We start from the raw sequence: 18,131 nt of genomic DNA, 5'->3' as shown, positions 1-18,131 counted from the left end.
CGGTCTCGTCTGTTTTGGATACTATCTTATGTGAAATGGCGATATTATTTTTATATCGGATAAATTTCTTGCGAAATATGTGTCGGTTTTAAATAAAGATGTACCGTTTTGAAAAAAGATTAATTGTTTATAAAAAAGTTGCACCGTTTCAATTCCTTTTTATTTCGCTCTTTATGTGATATATTTATCACATAAAGAGCGAAATATATCACAAAGGAGATCTTATATGAAGAACAAATTAGCTTACTTGGGGTTTATTGGATTTCTAGGATTTCTAGGACTTTTAGGTCCTCATTCATTTTTAGGTGAAACATCATTTACATATTACTTTTTCGCTTTCTTCCCCTTCTTTTTATATGCAAAAGTTATACCAGATGAACTTTTTATCCTACATGTTCGCATTGCTGCCACAAAGGCATTTTTCGTGGCATTAGTAATGGGTGTTTTACTAATCTTAAGTATCGTTATTTTTGCAAATGTACATGTAATCAGATTATGCGTTGTACTTGCAGTTGTAATACCATTAGGAACTTTTGTAATTAATTTAGAAATATTTGAACGTAGAGAAAAGAAAGGGATGCAGGATGACGCTGATTACTCGGATGAAAGAATATAGGGTAAAGTTAAATATGTCCCAAGAAGATTTAGCTAATAAGGTTGGAGTTAGAAGAGAAACCATTGGTAATCTCGAAAACGGAAAATATAACCCTTCATTAAAATTGGCTTACGATATTGCAAAAGTTTTAAAAGCACCCATTGAAGTGTTATTTTACTTTGAAGACTAGTTTAATTCTAGTACAAGTAAGTAAACTTTTATAATAGATATGTCCATGAGTTTTGATCCATCTTTTTTATAAAAACTAAATCAGTCCTTATAGCTAAAGAAACCATTTTGACCAACCTTTGTTCAAAATGGTTTCTTTTTATGTATTGCTAAATTGAGCTTCCATCAACATTTATAATTAAACTTTATTTCAAAGCTACAATATGTACCTAGAGCCGTATTTCAATTTAAATATGATAGTATTACACTTAGTATGAGCCTTATATTTTATTATTTTGTACTAATCATGGGGGTATGTATATGCGTAAATTGTTCAGTGGAAAACGTGTACTAGAAAAAGAAACAAACGAAGGTTCATCGTATTTTGTAGTACCAGAAGAGAAATTTCAGAAGTATGTGGTGCTATGGGGATATTTAATCCCACACGGAGTTTTCAATCAGCCTAATAGGGGTCACCATACATGCCCATCAACTTAAGAACCCAAATAAAATGAACTTTCGTTCATATGAACGGAAAAACTCTTAAAATACTTTGTGTCCTTAAAAATGAGCATACCAAATAAACCTCAATCAACCCAATTTTAAAAATTATGCAATTTTCTTTTGTTTTTCCAATCCACTATAATCATAGACAACACCCAGGATATCAAAGACTGTTTTCTTCTCATATCTGTGAGATTTTCGTCCATTTTTCAGTAAGAGGATGAATAGACGGCACAAGATTTTTGTTATTTCTTGAGTGTTTTGTTGTATAGCCTGATACAAGATGTATAGATGATCTTTTATTATTCCAATGGTTTTATATTCGCTTAATTCTTTTTATTTCTTTTGTAAAATCAACTGTCGCATCTTAAACATAGTAGAAGAACATAGAAAAATAGCAATAAGTTTTCCATAAATGTGACATTCTAATCGCTCTTGTTTGATATTTTGCCAATGATGGATTTGAAAAAGTGATTTCCAAGTTTTAAAGATAATTTCGATTTGCCAGCGAAGAGAGTAAAAATCATGTATTTGTTCCATCGGAACAATCTCCAAAGGTGTATTGGTAACATATATATTAATGCCAGCTAATCGTTTGCTTTTCTCTGAATATGTAATGCCCTTTTTACTTTCCGTATACACTTGTTTTTTCATACGCTCATGAAGTTGTTTTTCAGTTAATCGATACATAATAACTCGTGTGAATAGTTTTTTATCCTTTCCAATATAACCGTCTGTTATTTCATGGACCTGTCCTGGTTTTAAGGTATTCATAATTTGTTCTAAATCAACTTTGATGTACTGAGATTGTTTTTTTATTGTCCCATTTCGAAAGTATTCAGGAAACTCATTTTTGATATACACCATATTATTTAGTTTAAGCCGCGATATATAATACACGCCTCGTTGGTCCATTTGATCTAAATCATCCAGTGAATAATAGCCTAAATCTCGAATACATAGATCGCCTGGCCGTAATGTCGCTAAACATTCTGTTCCAAAGGTCTTATCATTATTTTTTCCCGGTTCAACTTGAAAATTTAAAAACTGTCCACTATGTAAATCATATTCTAACTGAATTTTTATACCTGCTGTTTGTGCACAACCACCTGATCCAGGATACACGTTAGCTAAATGTTTTGGAACTTGAAAAATCGTTGCATCTAAAATACGAATTCGTTGAAAATAAGCGCTTGAAGAGCTTGAAATTACTGATGTTTCACAAATTTTATTTTTTAATAATACAGAGAAAATATGTTTTAATAAGCAAACAGCTTTTTTATTGAAACGTTTATTGAGTCCTTCCGGACTAATAAGAGTTCCTGTAGCTGCATGAAGTTGACTGCACAGTCTAACTAAAGAATCACTCGCTACCCGTTGACTAATCCAAACACAGATAGTGGCTAAATCGTGACCCGAAAACTTACGTTTTCGTTGTACAAAATCTAGTTCTCTAGCAAGTCTTTCTAAAAATGAAGGAGTAAGATATTTGTGTAATTCTTTAGCAAATAGTTGTAGTTCACCTTGAATCGAAAGATTCATAAAAAACGCCACCCTTTCTGTATATTTCTACAAAAAGAATAGCGTTTTTTTATATTAGATTAAATAAAATATTAAATTATATTAAGACCCTTATGTGTTGGGTGAACACTTATTTTCCTCATATAACGTATTAACAAGCTGTTTTAAATTTTTGATGAATAATAGAATCTCTTGACTAGACATTCTAGCATGTTGAAGATGAAATATGTTGCCTTTTCCGATTTCTAACTCGTTTGAAATCAATGTAATAGGGATATTCCTAAAGACATGCCATGGAAAATACAAGTGTACAAAAGTTTCTCTAAAATATATCCCCGAGTGACAAATTAATACGCCATCCGATCCTTTACTCAAATTACCAAGGACAGAGGTATCTAAAAAAGCAATGATTTCTTCTTCTTTTGAAACAATATATCGTGCCCAAATTTCCTTTAGCTTTTTGTCTGAAATATGATTGTCAACAAACAAACCATTATCAGGTTCTAATAATTCATCGTACGTCTCAAACAAAGAGCAGATTGATTTTATCTCGTCAATTTTTATAACTGGATGTATATCATTTTGCTTTGAATTGTGGAACGAATTTGTAAGAGCTATAAGTAATTCTTTAAATAACTGCGGTGGATAATCACTGCCGTTAATATTAAAACTTTTTTGTGCATCAAAAGATAAAAAACCATCTTTATCAATTTCAATTTGTTGTACTTCATTTAATTTATCCCATTTCATATTTCCTTTACCTAATAACCAATTTTTCCAATATAAACCCGAACTTGTAAAATAAACACCATATTTTCCTGAGCCAAATAAATTGCAACTTAAAAAAGCAATAATTCGATCATTCGTTGGTATAGAGAAACGTTTTTTTGCAATTGATAAGAAATCTTCAGGTATTCTAGTAACATAAAATCTAGACTGCTGATATTCTAAACAAATATCAGTTAAACGATTAATATCTATATTCAGCATGATAATTCTCCGTTTCTTATGTATTTTTAATATATAAATTATAATATTATCAGGTAAATATTAACACTTAAAATTCGCTTAAATTGAGAGGCACTCTATTGAATTCTAAAATAAATTTGTGTTAAATTGAAAAATTCATTATATATTTTTACCGTTTTGGGGGTAACCTGTTTTCTTAAGTTGATGGGTATGGGGTCACCATATCAAAAAAAGAAAATTGTACGTTTAGACACAATTTTGACATAAATTAACTAGTCCCTCTGTCGGCTTAGTGACAAAGTTCTTGCTGTAGAACGCAAAGTAAAAAACACAGAGGTATTAACATCTGTGTTTTTTCAGGTTTCGGATGATTAATCGTTCTATATAAAGAATATTAAGGGATTCCAGTTCCTTCAACTATTTCTTTAATGTAGGATTTCTGACTATTATACATACGTAATACAATTGAGAGGCTATCTTTTTCTAAATTTGGTCTGCTTGTATTTCACTATTTTTTTCATTTTTCCACTTATTTTTAAACCTTCTACATACCCCTTGTACAATAAAAAGACATTGGAACTATTCATAATCTTTACAACAGAACCACCCACCCTGTCTAAAGTTGATAAAACTTATCAATTTTTTTTGATTTTACAATATGATTCTAGGCAGGGGAAGGAGCATTCACTTTTCATCCCGTTTTATGAACATCTGAACTAAAATCCCTCATTTCTTTATTTTATCTGCATCTCGTCTGCATCTGTGTCTACTAAACTACATAATTGTAAGATGTAGTTATAAAAATAGACTCGAAAAAAGAGGGATCCACGAATGAAAATAAATAAAAGTCGATCATATATGCGGAATGTTTTTTTTGATCGCAGCCATCGATCATTAAATAAACTTCAAGTTCAAAAAAAATCCCCAATAAAATTTGGGGATTTTATGCGAAAGGATACAAGTATAGCATTCTTTTTTCTTCTACCAAGTGCCATTGGGTTTTCAATTTTTTATCTGATTCCATTTGTAATGGGAATGATCTATTCGTTAATGGATGGCACAACTGATGGTTCTTTTGTCGGTTTAGCCAATTATAAAGAACTGCTAGGTAGTGCTTCTTTTCTCAAAGCAGCAACGAATACGTTTTGGTTTACCGCAGTGAGTGTACCACTCATCGTCATTATTTCCTTATTACTAGCACTTTGTTTGAATCAAAATGTATATATTCAAAATTGGTTACGAAGCGCGTTTGTGTTACCACTTGTCGTTCCTGTGGTTTCTATTGTCATGCTCTGGCAAATTTTATTCGATTGGAATGGCACGTTTAACGTATGGATGCACAACATGGGGTTTGAACGAATTGATTGGATGAAATCAAATTGGGCAATTTTTGTCTTGTCAATCGTATATCTATGGAAGAATATCGGATACAACATTATTTTATTCTTGGCCGCTTTACAGAATATCCCAAAAGAGTATTACGAAACTGCAGAAATTGAAGGTGCAGGTCGTATGCATACATTTTTTAATATTACACTCATTTATTTAACACCAACAATGTTCTTTGTCATATTAATGTCGATTATCAATTCGTTTAAAGTCTTTCGGGAAACATACTTGATTGCTGGAAGTTATCCGCATGCCAGTTTGTATATGATGCAGCATTATATGAACAATATGTTCGTGTCGCTTGACATTCAAAAGTTGACAGCGGCTGCCACGTTAATGGTGGGGGCTATTTCTATCCTTGTACTCGTATTGTTTGCAATAGAACGTCGTTTTCGAAAGTTTATGAATTAGGTGGGAAAAGCAGATGAAAAAAGAAAATGTATTTCGTAAATGGATGTTAACGCTATTTTTGACTATATTAGCCGTCATGATGCTATTTCCAATCGTATTTACCTTGACCAACTCATTTATGACTGAGCATGAGATTGGATTCAATTATGATGCGATTGGAAAAGTGGAAAAGGAACCAACGTTCATTAATTTAAAATTAATCCCAGATTTAGTGTCATTTGAACAATATAGGACATTATTAGTGGAAAATCCAAAATTCTTAAAAATGTTTTGGAATTCAGCATTCATGGTTGTGCCAATCATAGTAGGTCAAGTCATCGTTGCATCATTTGCAGCCTATGTCTTTGCTAAGATTCAATTTCGAGGAAGAGACAAGTTGTTTATCGTTTATCTCTTGACGATGCTTATGCCATTCCAAGTTACACTGGTACCGAATTATATCATGGCGGATAAACTTGGAATATTAAACAGTACAGCGTCTATTATTCTTCCAGGAATCTTTGGAGCATTTGGTGTATTTATGCTCCGGCAGTTCATGTTGCATATCCCGGATGCGTATATAGAAGCGGCTAAGATGGATGGAGCTGGCCATATTACAATCTTTTTTAAGATTATTCTTCCTCTTATTCGTCCCGGAATTGCTGCTCTTATTGTCTTATTATTTGCGGATTATTGGAATATGATCGAACAGCCGCTTATTTTTCTGAATGATGAATCCAAATATCCATTATCGCTCTATTTATCAAAAATTAATGAAGGGGCACGCGGTGTTGGGTTTTCTGCTTCTATTCTGTATATGACCCCAATGATACTTTTATTTTTATATGCGCAGTCCTACTTTATTAAGGGAATTCAGTTATCAGGTGTGAAGGAATAATGAAGAATTACAATGTAAACTTTCCTTCGGAAAGATTTTAGGAGGGAACTCAATGGAGTATAGAACGGAACAAGACGTTACAAGAAAAAAACGAAATATTAAAATTATTTCCAGTGTATTTATAGGGATTTTAATTATCCTGACACTCTTTAGCAATACGTTAGCGAACTGGGATTTGCCAAAGGTTATTACAGAGAAGCCAAAAAATAGTGAGCTTAAACTAACGTTTACAGGTAATGGCGAATTACAGCCACAGGAAGAAGCAAAGTTAAGTAATAGTAGCGCAGAGGCGAAAGTAAAGGAGATACATGTAAAGGAAGGAGACCTTGTCAAAAAAAATCAAGTATTAGTGACATACGATAGTAAACAAAAAGAACAAGAGCTTCTTGATGAAGAAGCAACTCTTCAAATTCAAAAGTTAGAACTGAATGACGCTCAAGCGAATTATAATGAAGCCAAAAAAAATCAACAAGAAAACAAACCAAATAATCAACCGAATGAGCAACAAGAAAACAAACCAAATGAAGCTGCGAAAGGGACAGATATACAAGGACTCAAAACAACTGTGGAGAGCAAAAAAATTGAGATTAGTAAACTAGAAAGAAAAATTAAAAATTTAAAAGAAGAATTAGAAATGAATAAGAAACTGATTGCTCCCTTCGATGGAGTCGTTACAAAAATAAATGCAAAGAAAGATCAACCTTCTACGAGTAATGAAGGAGATGTGATTCTCTCTGATGAGAGTAAAGGCTTTAAAGTTGAATTACAAGTACCTGCTGATTTAGCTACGCACTTGAAGGTTGGAGAAAAGATAGCGATGAAAAGAAATGCTACATCCTTAGAAGGTGAACTTATAGAGATTAAAAATATAGAAAGTCATGAAAATCAGAGACCACAGGAACAAGGTAAACAGCAAGATGGACAAAACGGTGAACAAAAAGACGAGCAAAAAGGTGAACCAAAAGATGAACAGCAATTTGAAATAGCACCAACAACTCCACAACCACAGAAACGTATTCTTGTAAAAGTACAAGGAGAAGAACTGAAAAAAGGGGAGCAGGTGGAAGCTACACTGACTAAACAATTGACTAAAGGCGTGGTTATACCAAATAAGGTGATTAAGAAGGAAGGACAGAGAACATTTGTCTATACAATAGAAGAAAAAAAAGGACCTTTAGGTAATGCCTTTTATATACAAGAGTCTCCTATTACTATTGGTGAATCCAATGGGCAAGAAACAGTCGTGTTAGAAGGTGTATATGAGAATGATCAAATTGTTTTACAAACCAGTGAACCTTTGAAAAAAGACGACCGAGTAAAGATAAAATAACAAAAATAGGGAGAGAATTTAAAATGAAAAAGGTTTGTATGATGCTAGTAGCAAGTTTATCAATCAGCCTCATGGCAGGTTGCGGAAATAGTAATAGCAAAGAGGAGCGAAAAACAAAAGATGGAAAAACGATAGTCGAAGTTTCGACTTTAGGTGATACTAGGAACCTAAAATATGCAGAGAAACTATATGAACAAAAGAATTCTAACATTGATATCCAGATAAAAAATCCATTTCCGGAAGATGGACCAAAGGAAGGGGAAAGAACAGGACCAGTGTTGGATGAGGCTGCTGTAGAGAAGATAATTAGTAAGATGAATACAGAATTTTTATCAGGTAAAGGATCCGATGTGATTGTATTAGACTCCTTGCCACAAGAAAAGTATGTGAAGAAAGGCTTGCTTACAGATTTAAGTGAAATGATGGAACAAGATAAATCTTTTGATAAAAATCAATATTTTAATAACGTTTTAGATAATTCGAAAATAAACGAAAAACTTTACGGTATTCCATTAGGTTTTTCGTTAAGTGGAATACTTGCGAACGATACAGCGGTACAACAATCTGGAGTAAAAGTGAATGACAAAGAGTGGACTTGGAGTGAGTTTACAAGTATCGGAAAAGAATTGAAAAATAAAGGAACACATAAACATGTTATTGGAAATACTCCTCCGGACCAAATGCTGAAATATCTGGTACAAGATCATTACCCTGAGTTAGTAAATAAAGCAAGTGGAAAAGCAAAGTTCGAGTCTGATTTATTTGTGCAGATGATGGAAAATGTAAAAAAGATGTATGACGAGAAAATAGTCACTGCAGATGAAGCGAGCTTAGAAGAAGCATATTTTTCTCCAATACCAATTGGGACAGTAGAAGACTATTTCAGTATGGGAGCTACATTTGGTATAACAGGGACAAAGATGTATCAAAAGCCACATATAACTGGACAAAAAGAAGGGATTGCTTTTACGCCGTATACAACGGTAGGTATAAATGAGAAATCTCCGGTTAAAAAGGAAGCATGGAATTTTCTTAAGTTTTTAATGTCTGATGAGGTCCAAAGTAAAGGGAACGCATTTCCAATTAATAAAGCTGTATATGAGCAACAAATTAAAACACTAAAGGAAAAAGGAAAAATTGAGCATCCAAATGGTTCTATTAGCGTTACCGAGAGTGATATCCAAGGATTAGAAAAAATGGTTGCTGGAATAAATGTTCAGAGCCCAATAGAGACTAAAATTGAATCCATTATTGAAGAGGAATCTAAATCTTACTTTAATGGCCAAAAGTCAGCTAAAGATGTAGCAGCCCTGATTCAAAACCGAGTGACGACATATATAAACGAATAAGCTGTATATATTTCACGACAGGTAGTAGCAACTAAAGTGAAAATAAAAATTACTAGTAAAGTGCTGATGAGAATTGAAGAGGAATAAAATGATTCTGATGTTATGTAGCAGTATCGTGCTAACTGGTATCAAAAAATAAATGTAATTACTCAGGGACCTATTTAATAAACGATGTCATATATGGTGACAACGGGGCACGGTTTCATAGAAAATCCTAAAAAATAAGAGAAACTGCACAAAATGGGACGGCGGTTTCTCTTATTCTACTTCTTGAGCTCAAGGAACTATTGCGGTTTCCTATAATACAGACTAGTCCTCTAAATCTATCCCAATAGAGTTTCCGAATTATTATTGTTTGTTTGGATAGATAGATGAGAAAAAGTGTGTGAAGTTCAACATGAATACGTAAAATAACAAAAATATGGAGAGAATTTAAAATGAAAAAGGTTTGTATGATGCTAGTAGCAAGTCTATCACTTATTTCTGTGGCAGGTTGCGGAAATAGTGATAGCAAAGGAGAGAGCAAAACAAAGAATGAAAAAACGATAGTCGAAGTTGCGACTTTAGGTGATACTGAACGCCTAAAACAGAAAGCGAAACGATATGAGCAAAAGAATCCTAAAATCGACATCCAGATAAAAGAGGTTGTTCCGGAAGAATCATCAATAGAGACCTACCACGAGAAAGCAATTAGTAAGATGAATACAGAATTATTAGCTGGTAAAGGGTCCGATGTGATTCTCCTAGACTCCTTGCCACAAGAAAAGTATGTGAAGAAAGGCTTGCTTACAGACTTAAGTGAAATGATGGAACAAGATAAATCTTTTGATAAAAATCAATATTTTAATAACGTTTTAGATCATTCGAAAATAAACGGAAAACTTTACGGTATTCCATTAGGTTTTGGGTTAAGTGGAATACTTGCGGACGATACAGCGATACAACAATCTGGAGTGAAGGTGAATGATAAAGAGTGGACTTGGAGCGAGTTCATAAGTATCGGAAAAGAGTTAGCAAGCAAAGGAAAAAATAAATATGTTATTGACGATACGCCTCCAGAACGAATGTTAAAATTTCTGATGCAAGATCATTACACCGAATTAGTAGATAAAGCAAGCGGAAAAGCAAGGTTCGAGTCTGATTTATTTGTACAGATGCTGGAAGACGTAAAGAAGATGTATGACGAGAAACTAGCCACCGCAGAGAAAGGGAGTTCCAAAGGAGCATATTTTTCCCCAGTAGCAATCAGCGCGATAGAATACTATTTCACTACGGGAGCTGCATTTGCTCTAACAGGGACAAAAATGTATCACAACCCACATATAGCTGGACAAAAAAAGGGAGTTGCTTTTACACCGCAAACAACAGTAGGTATAAATGCGAAATCTCCGGTTAAAAAGGAGGCATGGGACTTTCTTAAGTTTTTAATGTCTGAGGAACTTCAAGTGTCCGAATCGTTTCATTTAAAAGGTAATGCATTTCCAATTAATAAAACTGCATACGAAAAACAAATCAAAATGTTGAAGGAAAAAGGAAAAATTGAGCATACAGGAGGTTCTATTATAAACATCACCGAGAATGATATACAAGGATTAGAGAAGATGGTTGCTGAAATAAGCGTCCAGGCTCCAGAAGACACTAAAATTGAATCCATTATTAAAGAGGAGTCCAAGTCTTACTTTAGTGGTCAAAAATCAGCTAAGGATGTAGCAGCGCTGATTCAAAATCGAGTGACGACATTTATAAATGAATAAGTTATATATATTTCACGACAGGTAATATCAATTAAAGCAAAAATATAAATAAATAGCAAAACAGGGATTAAAATTGAAGAGAAATAAAATGATTCTGAGGTTATGTAGCAATATAGTGCTAACTGGTATCAAAAAATAAATGTAATTACTCAGGGACCTATTTAATAAACCATGTCATATATGGTGACAACGGTGCACGGTTTCATAGAAAATCCTAAAAAATAAGAGAAACCGCACAAAATTGGACGGCGGTTTCTCTTATTCTACTTCTTGAGCTTAAGAGAACCTTCCGGTTTCTTATACTTGTCTCATGGCTTGAAACACAGACTAATTACCTAAATATATCCAATGGAGTTTCGAAAGTATTATTGTTTGGATAGATGAGAAAAAGCGTGTGAAGTTCAACATGAATACGTATATTTTGAATTCATACTATATCTTTAAAAATTCAGGGAAAACAAAAATGATAAAAACATATATAGCTGTTTTATTACAGGAGGTAACAACATGACAGAGGTAGTATTAAAAAATATTTATAAAATATATGACAATAACGTGCCAGCGGTAGAGGATTTTAATCTTCATATTCAAGACAAAGAATTTATAGTATTTGTTGGTCCTTCTGGATGTGGTAAATCGACCACTTTACGTATGATTGCTGGATTAGAGGACATTTCACAAGGAGATTTATACATTGACAAAAAATATGTGAATGACGTACCACCAAAGGATCGTGACATCGCAATGGTTTTCCAAAATTATGCCCTCTATCCCCATATGACCGTGTATGATAATATGGCATTTGGCTTGAAAATTCGTAAGTTACCAAAAGACGAAATCGAGCGTCGTGTTCAGGACGCAGCAAGAATTCTTGGATTAGAAGAACTGTTAAAGCGGAAACCAAACGCGTTATCCGGTGGTCAGAGACAACGTGTTGCTTTAGGGCGCGCCATTGTACGTGATGCAAAAGTATTTTTAATGGATGAGCCATTATCAAATCTAGATGCAAAACTACGTGTTACCATGCGCTCTGAAATTTCAAAACTCCATCATCGTTTACAAACAACAACTATTTATGTGACACATGATCAAACAGAGGCGATGACAATGGCAACGCGCCTGGTAGTTATGAAAGACGGGCGGATACAACAAGTAGGTACACCAAAAGAAGTATATGAACATCCTGAAAATGTATTTGTCGGTGGCTTTATTGGTTCACCAGCCATGAATTTCTTTAGGGGAAAAGTAGAGAATGGAAAATTTATTTTAGGTCATATCAAACTGAGTATTCCAGAAAAAAAATTAGAAGCATTACGTGAACAAGGTTTTGAAAATAAAAACATAATTCTTGGCATTCGTCCGGAACATATCTATGATGAGCCAAGTATGTTAGAAACATCTCCTGATAATATGATAAATATAAAAATTGAAGTGGCAGAATTACTTGGAGCCGAATCGATGATTTATGCTACGTTACACAATCAATCATTCATTGCACGTTTAGATACACGTAATGATTATCAAACAGGCGAATCTATGCAACTTGAATTTGACATGGACAAAGTACATTTCTTTGATGCTGAAACACAGCTACGTATTAAATAAATTAGTATCTTTGTGCACCAGAACTCACTATATGATTTGGGGGATTATGCACGTTTAGACACAAATGAACCTATTTTCTTTACGTTAAGGAAAAGGCAAACACGTTATTAAAATAAATAAAAAAGTGTAGAACATCTGTTCTACACTTTTTTCTGTAAATAGAAATAAAATAGCACACCATCTGCGGTATTATATACCCCATACTCAGCTCCATGAAGTTCTAAAATATTTTTTGAAATGGCAAGTCCAAGACCTGTTCCACCTTGTGAGCGTTGACGAGCTGTATCAACTCGGTAAAAACGATCCCAAATTTTATCTAATTGATCTTCTTCAATATGGGCACCTTTATTTTCGATACAAACCCTTATGCGACTTGGCTCATCTATTGTAGAAATAATAATATTTTCTTTTTCTGGCGTGTAACGAATAGCATTTGTGATAAAGTTTGTGAGTACTTGTTCTATACGATGGTAATTTGCAATGACTTCAGTTGCAGCAAGATGTGTGTGAACATGTAATTGCTTTTTTGTTATCTCTAAAGATAATTGTTCACATATCTGCGTAATGGCTTTGTCAATGCAAAAAGCATCCATCTGCATTTTATACGTACCAGATTCAAATTTTGCTAACTCAAGCATATCCACAATTAACATATCCATCTTATCCACTTCTTTTTCCATTGCCTTAAAGTAATACTCTTTCTTATGACTTGCAACACCGTCTTTTAAGATAGAAATACAACTTTTCATAATACTTAGAGGTGTCTTTAACTCATGCGATACCCCTGAAATAAATTCTTTTCTTGTGTGTTCTAATCGTTTTTCTTTTTCTATATCTTGGTGTAACTGCTCAATATGTGAATGTAATGTATTTGAAAGTAAATTAATATTTTGAGCTAAATCACCAATCTCATCTTTTGACATCACTGGAACCCTTTCCGAAAAGTCTAAGTCTACAATTTTCTTGGTTGTCTTGTTTATTTGTAACAAAGGCCTTGCAATCTTTTTTGAATAGTAAAAAGAAGCTAGGAAAATAAGAAGTAACACAAACATAATAATATAAACATAATACTCTTGTATCATTTGTACAGCTTCATCAACTGGTTGCAGCGAAGTCATTGAGAAAATGTATGTCGTTGCACCGCTTTTATCCTTTATCGGTTTTATTATTAATTTATATTTAATATTATTCTGCTCATAATCCATTTCTTGTAAGGTATCATATTTAGGATTCTTTTCATTGAGCAATAAGTATGCCTGAAACTCTTGTATCTTTTCCATAAACAAGCTATTTGTATAAACAAAATTCGATTGATTCTTCCCATCTGAATTTGGAATCTTGGTAATTGTCCCTTCTATTGATTTTTCAGGTATTGCTTTGGCCAATACTTTTTCAAATTCAGCTTGTTCTTTTCCTTTGATCATTTTTTTTTCATAATCAGATATATCTTCAGGCATGTCTGCAGGTCGATATTTCTTTTTATATTGATCTATAATTTCATTTGTTTTTTTTTCTATTGGCTTATTTATCCAATTCACATTAGTTGCGTTTGAGTGTAAAGCATAAGGAAAGAACGCAGCATTTTTTTCTATACCCCGTAAAAAAAGTGATTCTCCTAAAGTGAACTCGCTAGTTGAAATATCGTAATCACCCTTAAAATTATACAATGGTATGGTAATTGTAGAATTAGCGAATTGACTTTCTTTATTTTTAGACTGCTTTAATGTTACTTCTATATAAAAATCATTGACATTCTTTAAACTTCCATTACTATCTAATGTTGTAATCCATGTATTATGTTCTCGATAAAAGTCTTCCTCTAACTTTTGAATGGCTTGTGAATTTCCGCCACTATTTAAATAATCTGTTTCAAAAGATTTCATGCTTGTTTTGATATCCTCCATTTTTTTATTCGCATAAAATTGTTTAAAGAATATCGTTTGTCCAACAAAAATAGTTGCTAAGATTAACATACATAACACTGTTGTTAACATAAATAATTTTAATACAATTCCTCTTTTCACACTTTCTCCTCCAATTTACAACCTCCTCGAGCAATGATTATAATACTCTGAGATTTATCTCTTCATTTATTTCGCAATTTACTAATATGGATATTTACTATACAATCATCACCAACAAATTCATAGCTCCATATTTTTGTAATTAATTGCATTCTCATAATGCATATACTTTGATTTGGTATTAAGTATGTAATATTTCAAATTTCGTATGAGTCAAGTTAATGTCTTCTCCTTCTATTATGGCTATAGATAATAGGAGGTGTACATGAATACCAGTACTAGATAATATATAATTGAATCGTCCTTTTTTAACAATCCGACTGTCGAGTAGTTGTTTCGTTCTTGCTAGTAAGAATGGGGGACTATATGGTTTTGCTGTGTAAGCATCTGCTCCTAACTCAAATCCAAGTAACGTATCAGCTTCATCAACGCGAGGCGTAAACTTAAGGATAGAAATATTTGATGTCTTACGGATTCGTCGATAAATAGGTTAACCACTTATTTTTGGTACATGATATTAAAAATAGCTAAATGAACTTCGTTTTCTTCAAATAAGGACAATGCTTCTTTCTCATTTATCGCTTCTAATATTTTTATCCTAAATTAAAATGACTACCTCAAAAGCCAAATTCTTTATAGCTAGCAAGAATTTGGCTTTTGAGGTTTGAATTATAAAAAACTCTCAGAATACACTTCGTTTTTTACAATCGTTTTATTTTTTAATTTCTTTAATTTTAATATGCGCTTGTTTATAAAAGGCTAATTTGTTCTGATTATACTCATTCGTGTATTTATTAAATCTCTCCTGATCTGAATGAAGTTGTTCATAAGACTGATTGATCGTTTTTACTTTCTCATGAATTGATTTAAGTTTTTCATCTTTTGCTTGTAGCATTTTGTACAGTTCTTGTTCTAATTGTAATGATTTTTTATAGTCATCATGCAATTTTTTGAAAGATTCAGCACGATTTTTATACATATCTTTAACTTTTTCAGCCTGTTCTTGTAATTTTTTATCTTTTAATTTCTTTATATAATTATCAACAGACTTCACTTCTTTTTGTGCATTTTCTAGGGTAACTTTCTCTTTCTCTAATACTTTTTCACGATCATGTAAGTTTGTTACAGCTTGATCTAACTTTTCTTTCACTACTTGATTATTCTCTTTTCCTTCAAGTGTAATTTGAGCATATAACTCTTGTCCTTGCGTTTCTAATGTTGCTAACTTTTTTGTATCTTCAAACATTGTCTTTTCTTGTTTTGTAGCACTTTCAAATGCCACATATAATTTTTCTTCTGGTTTTTGTCCTAAACAGCCTGACAATAAGGTTACTGATAAGGCTGTTATAAGTGCCAGGTTTCTATATATCATCTGCAATTCCTCCTACTTAGATGCGATTATCCTTCCAAAAATTTAATGGGAAATGAGAGGCTTCATCATATACTTCAAATTCATAACCTTTACTACGAAGATCATCAATAATTCTTTGCAACGCCTGCACTGTCTGTGATTTTTCATGCATTAAAATTACTTCGCGATTTTCACTAACCTGAGAAATTGTCTTTTGAACAACAGCATCTGGATTTCCTGTGAACTGCCAATCTAAAGAATCTATGGTCCAATCCCACTCTTTCATGCCGACACTTACCATTTTATCTCGTAATTCCTGTTTAAGCCCGGGCATACTCCCATATGGACAACGAACAAGATTTGGATGAATTCCAGTTACTTCTTTCATGATGCCTTGCGCTTGTTGCATTTCTTCAACAAATTCGCCTTGGGTATATAGCTTTTTAAAATTGTGTGTCATACTATGAACACCTGGATAGTGCCCTTCATTTACTAAGCGTTTTACACTTTCTTTATGAGCCGGGATATTTCCACCAATCATAAAGAAAGTTCCTTTTATATTATTACTCTTTAAAATATCTAAGATTTCTTTTTGAAATTGACTTGGTCCATCATCAAATGTTAAATATGCTACTTTACGAACATGACCATTGTATTGATCTGGTGCTGTTTTTTTCATTTCTCCTTTTGTTTGCTCACTTGCCAGTTGAACAGTGTTTTCTTGGTTCATTACCCCTTTTGCAGGTGATGTAAAGAATTGAAACATAAAAATCCCTAGTGTGATACAAGCAACTATTGATATAATCACCGTTATTTTTAATCCTTTTGTAAACATTCTATTATGTCCTTTCTAGTAATCTTTATTTTTCGACTTTCTACGAAATGGTTTTATTTTTTGTTAATTTGTCTAATTTAATTAGATTACTATTTTTTAAAATATTCTATAACACCATTAACAACTCCAGAGGCTACATCTGTTTGGAAATTTTTTGAATTCATTCGTTTCTCATCTTCTGGATTTGTAATATAACCTAGTTCAAGTAAAAGGGATGGTTGTTCATTTTCACGTAGTACATTGTAATCGCCAGATTTTACACCTCTATCTTTTGATTGTATATGTTTGGATAAATGTCCATGTATCATTTTCGCTAATGTCCATTCTTTAAGCCCTTTATTATAATAAGTTGTTACTCCATTTACATCACTTGTTGTGAAACCGTCATAATGAATACTAAGAAAGAGATCGGCTGATTTATTTTGAGCAATAGCTACGCGATTTTTTAATGATACAAACGTATCATCTTCACGCGTTAAAATTACAGTCATTCCTTTTTCCTCAAGTTTTTTTTGAATGTTTTTAGCTGTTTTGAGAGTTATATCTTTTTCTCTAGTTCCATTTGGTCCAATAGATCCAGGATCATTTCCTCCATGTCCTGGATCTATAACTATAACTTTTTCCGAAATTCGCTCTTTATTAATGCTTCCTTTTACTGTTGAACCAAATAAAAAATAAACTGATATAAAACCTATAAATATCAGTATAGGATATATAATTAATTTTTTTTCATAAAAAAAAACCCTTTCTTGATCAACTTGTTTTTAGTTAATATGTTTAGAATTTGTGAAAGCAAAAATAATACTGAGAGTGTTACAAACCACCTACAAAATATAAATGCATACGGTAAATTGATAAAATTCTCTTTGCTTAACCGTCTATAAATTCTGTCATACCTTCTGGATATACTTTTAGGATAAAAGTTTTATGTAAAGATTAAATGCAGATAACATGCATTTTTTTAAAAGATTGTTATCTATAAAAGGGAGTAGCGCACACATTCATCAACTGAAAGTATATGTTTGTAGAGAGGCTGGTTTTTCTATGTGATTTTTTATAGGGATCCCGACAGAAAAATGGGTTCTGGTGCAAGGAATCTATAAAACTGGGAGGTTCTGTTGCAAAGTTTCTTCACACACAAAACGATTGAGATGGTTGCTGCTAAATGTTATGTGGCCTTAACTATCTATTGGAATAAAAAAGAACCAGCTTATAGCTGGTTTTGATTCAGTATAATTTCATATTCCCTGATTATTTTGTAAAAAGTATTTTTCTTCAGTTCTAACAGTGCCATAAATTGAACCCCAGTTATTTCTTTATTTTTCCACTTAGGATATGTTTCTTCTATTATAATTAGTTGCTTTTGATTTAATGTTGAAAGGTTACATTGAGGACGACCTAAATGTTTTCCTTGAGATTTGGCTACAGCAATCCCTTCCGCTTGTCTCT

15 protein-coding genes and 2 pseudogenes are annotated in these 18,131 nt (G+C 32.8%); 9 read left to right on the top strand and 8 right to left on the bottom strand.

Annotation, left to right across the window (positions count from 1 at the left end; genetic code table 11):
* The first annotated feature begins 226 nt into the window (after positions 1–226).
* The 3 genes from B5P40_RS27970 (at position 227) to B5P40_RS32975 (ending at position 1,261) form a co-directional block, all read left to right on the top strand.
* Positions 227–616: a DUF3796 domain-containing protein gene (locus tag B5P40_RS27970; protein WP_113710271.1), complete on the top strand. Its 390-nt coding sequence runs from the start codon at positions 227–229 to the stop codon at positions 614–616.
* The gene (locus B5P40_RS27965) at positions 585–785 is read left to right on the top strand and encodes a helix-turn-helix transcriptional regulator (RefSeq protein ID WP_016103707.1); all 201 of its coding nucleotides are present in this window, start codon (positions 585–587) and stop codon (positions 783–785) included. The genes B5P40_RS27970 and B5P40_RS27965 overlap by 32 nt, the downstream gene beginning before the upstream one ends.
* Positions 786–1,084: 299 nt before the next feature.
* Positions 1,085–1,261 (top strand): hypothetical protein, encoded by a 177-nt coding sequence (locus tag B5P40_RS32975; protein ID WP_181462968.1) that lies wholly within the window; start codon positions 1,085–1,087, stop codon positions 1,259–1,261.
* Positions 1,262–1,372: 111 nt separating this feature from the next.
* Here B5P40_RS32975 and B5P40_RS27955 read toward each other — a convergent pair.
* Both B5P40_RS27955 and B5P40_RS27950 read right to left on the bottom strand, forming a co-directional pair.
* A pseudogene (locus B5P40_RS27955) lies at positions 1,373–2,809 on the bottom strand (IS4 family transposase).
* Between the two features lie 90 nt (positions 2,810–2,899).
* A complete protein-coding gene (locus tag B5P40_RS27950) occupies positions 2,900–3,778 on the bottom strand; it encodes a hypothetical protein (protein ID WP_113710270.1) in 879 nt (292 codons plus the stop codon).
* An 810-nt stretch (positions 3,779–4,588) separates the two neighbouring features.
* Here B5P40_RS27950 and B5P40_RS27945 point away from each other — a divergent pair.
* The 6 genes from B5P40_RS27945 to B5P40_RS27920 all read left to right on the top strand — a co-directional run bounded on the left by B5P40_RS27945 (position 4,589) and on the right by B5P40_RS27920 (position 12,472).
* Positions 4,589–5,557 (top strand): carbohydrate ABC transporter permease, encoded by a 969-nt coding sequence (locus B5P40_RS27945; protein ID WP_181462965.1) that lies wholly within the window; start codon positions 4,589–4,591, stop codon positions 5,555–5,557.
* A 13-nt stretch (positions 5,558–5,570) separates the two neighbouring features.
* On the top strand, positions 5,571–6,434 hold the full coding sequence (locus tag B5P40_RS27940) for a carbohydrate ABC transporter permease (protein WP_113710269.1): 864 nt from the start codon (positions 5,571–5,573) through the stop codon (positions 6,432–6,434).
* Between the two features lie 52 nt (positions 6,435–6,486).
* The gene (locus tag B5P40_RS27935) at positions 6,487–7,764 is read left to right on the top strand and encodes an efflux RND transporter periplasmic adaptor subunit (RefSeq protein WP_016133337.1); all 1,278 of its coding nucleotides are present in this window, start codon (positions 6,487–6,489) and stop codon (positions 7,762–7,764) included.
* Between the two features lie 23 nt (positions 7,765–7,787).
* Complete coding sequence (locus tag B5P40_RS27930) at positions 7,788–9,113, top strand: ABC transporter substrate-binding protein (protein WP_016133338.1); 1,326 nt, start codon at positions 7,788–7,790, stop codon at positions 9,111–9,113.
* Between the two features lie 437 nt (positions 9,114–9,550).
* The gene (locus B5P40_RS27925; RefSeq protein WP_016133339.1) at positions 9,551–10,867 is read left to right on the top strand and encodes an ABC transporter substrate-binding protein; all 1,317 of its coding nucleotides are present in this window, start codon (positions 9,551–9,553) and stop codon (positions 10,865–10,867) included.
* Positions 10,868–11,374: 507 nt separating this feature from the next.
* Positions 11,375–12,472, top strand: coding sequence for an ABC transporter ATP-binding protein (locus tag B5P40_RS27920; RefSeq protein ID WP_113710268.1), 1,098 nt, complete (start codon positions 11,375–11,377; stop codon positions 12,470–12,472).
* Positions 12,473–12,612: 140 nt separating this feature from the next.
* On the opposite strand, the gene B5P40_RS27915 is transcribed toward B5P40_RS27920, so the two are convergent.
* The 6 genes and pseudogenes from B5P40_RS27915 to B5P40_RS27890 form a co-directional block, all read right to left on the bottom strand.
* A complete protein-coding gene (locus B5P40_RS27915) occupies positions 12,613–14,496 on the bottom strand; it encodes a sensor histidine kinase (protein WP_113710267.1) in 1,884 nt (627 codons plus the stop codon).
* Positions 14,497–14,558: 62 nt separating this feature from the next.
* Positions 14,559–14,648, bottom strand: a complete 90-nt coding sequence (locus B5P40_RS33825; protein WP_258402195.1) for a helix-turn-helix domain-containing protein — start codon at positions 14,646–14,648, stop codon at positions 14,559–14,561.
* 560 nt (positions 14,649–15,208) lie between these two features.
* The gene (locus B5P40_RS27905; RefSeq protein WP_113710266.1) at positions 15,209–15,868 is read right to left on the bottom strand and encodes a YkyA family protein; all 660 of its coding nucleotides are present in this window, start codon (positions 15,866–15,868) and stop codon (positions 15,209–15,211) included.
* A gap of 16 nt (positions 15,869–15,884) precedes the next feature.
* On the bottom strand, positions 15,885–16,682 hold the full coding sequence (locus B5P40_RS27900; RefSeq protein WP_016133343.1) for a peptidoglycan-N-acetylglucosamine deacetylase: 798 nt from the start codon (positions 16,680–16,682) through the stop codon (positions 15,885–15,887).
* 89 nt (positions 16,683–16,771) lie between these two features.
* On the bottom strand, positions 16,772–17,368 hold the full coding sequence (locus B5P40_RS27895; RefSeq protein ID WP_445595281.1) for an N-acetylmuramoyl-L-alanine amidase family protein: 597 nt from the start codon (positions 17,366–17,368) through the stop codon (positions 16,772–16,774).
* A 524-nt stretch (positions 17,369–17,892) separates the two neighbouring features.
* Positions 17,893–18,131 (bottom strand): annotated as a pseudogene (locus tag B5P40_RS27890) (recombinase family protein); the annotation flags it as partial.

The sequence above is a fragment of the Bacillus sp. SRB_8 genome (assembly GCF_003264205.1).
Taxonomy (GTDB): Bacteria; Bacillota; Bacilli; order Bacillales; family Bacillaceae_G; genus Bacillus_A; species Bacillus_A mycoides.
This window is presented reverse-complemented; position numbering and strand designations above follow the sequence as displayed.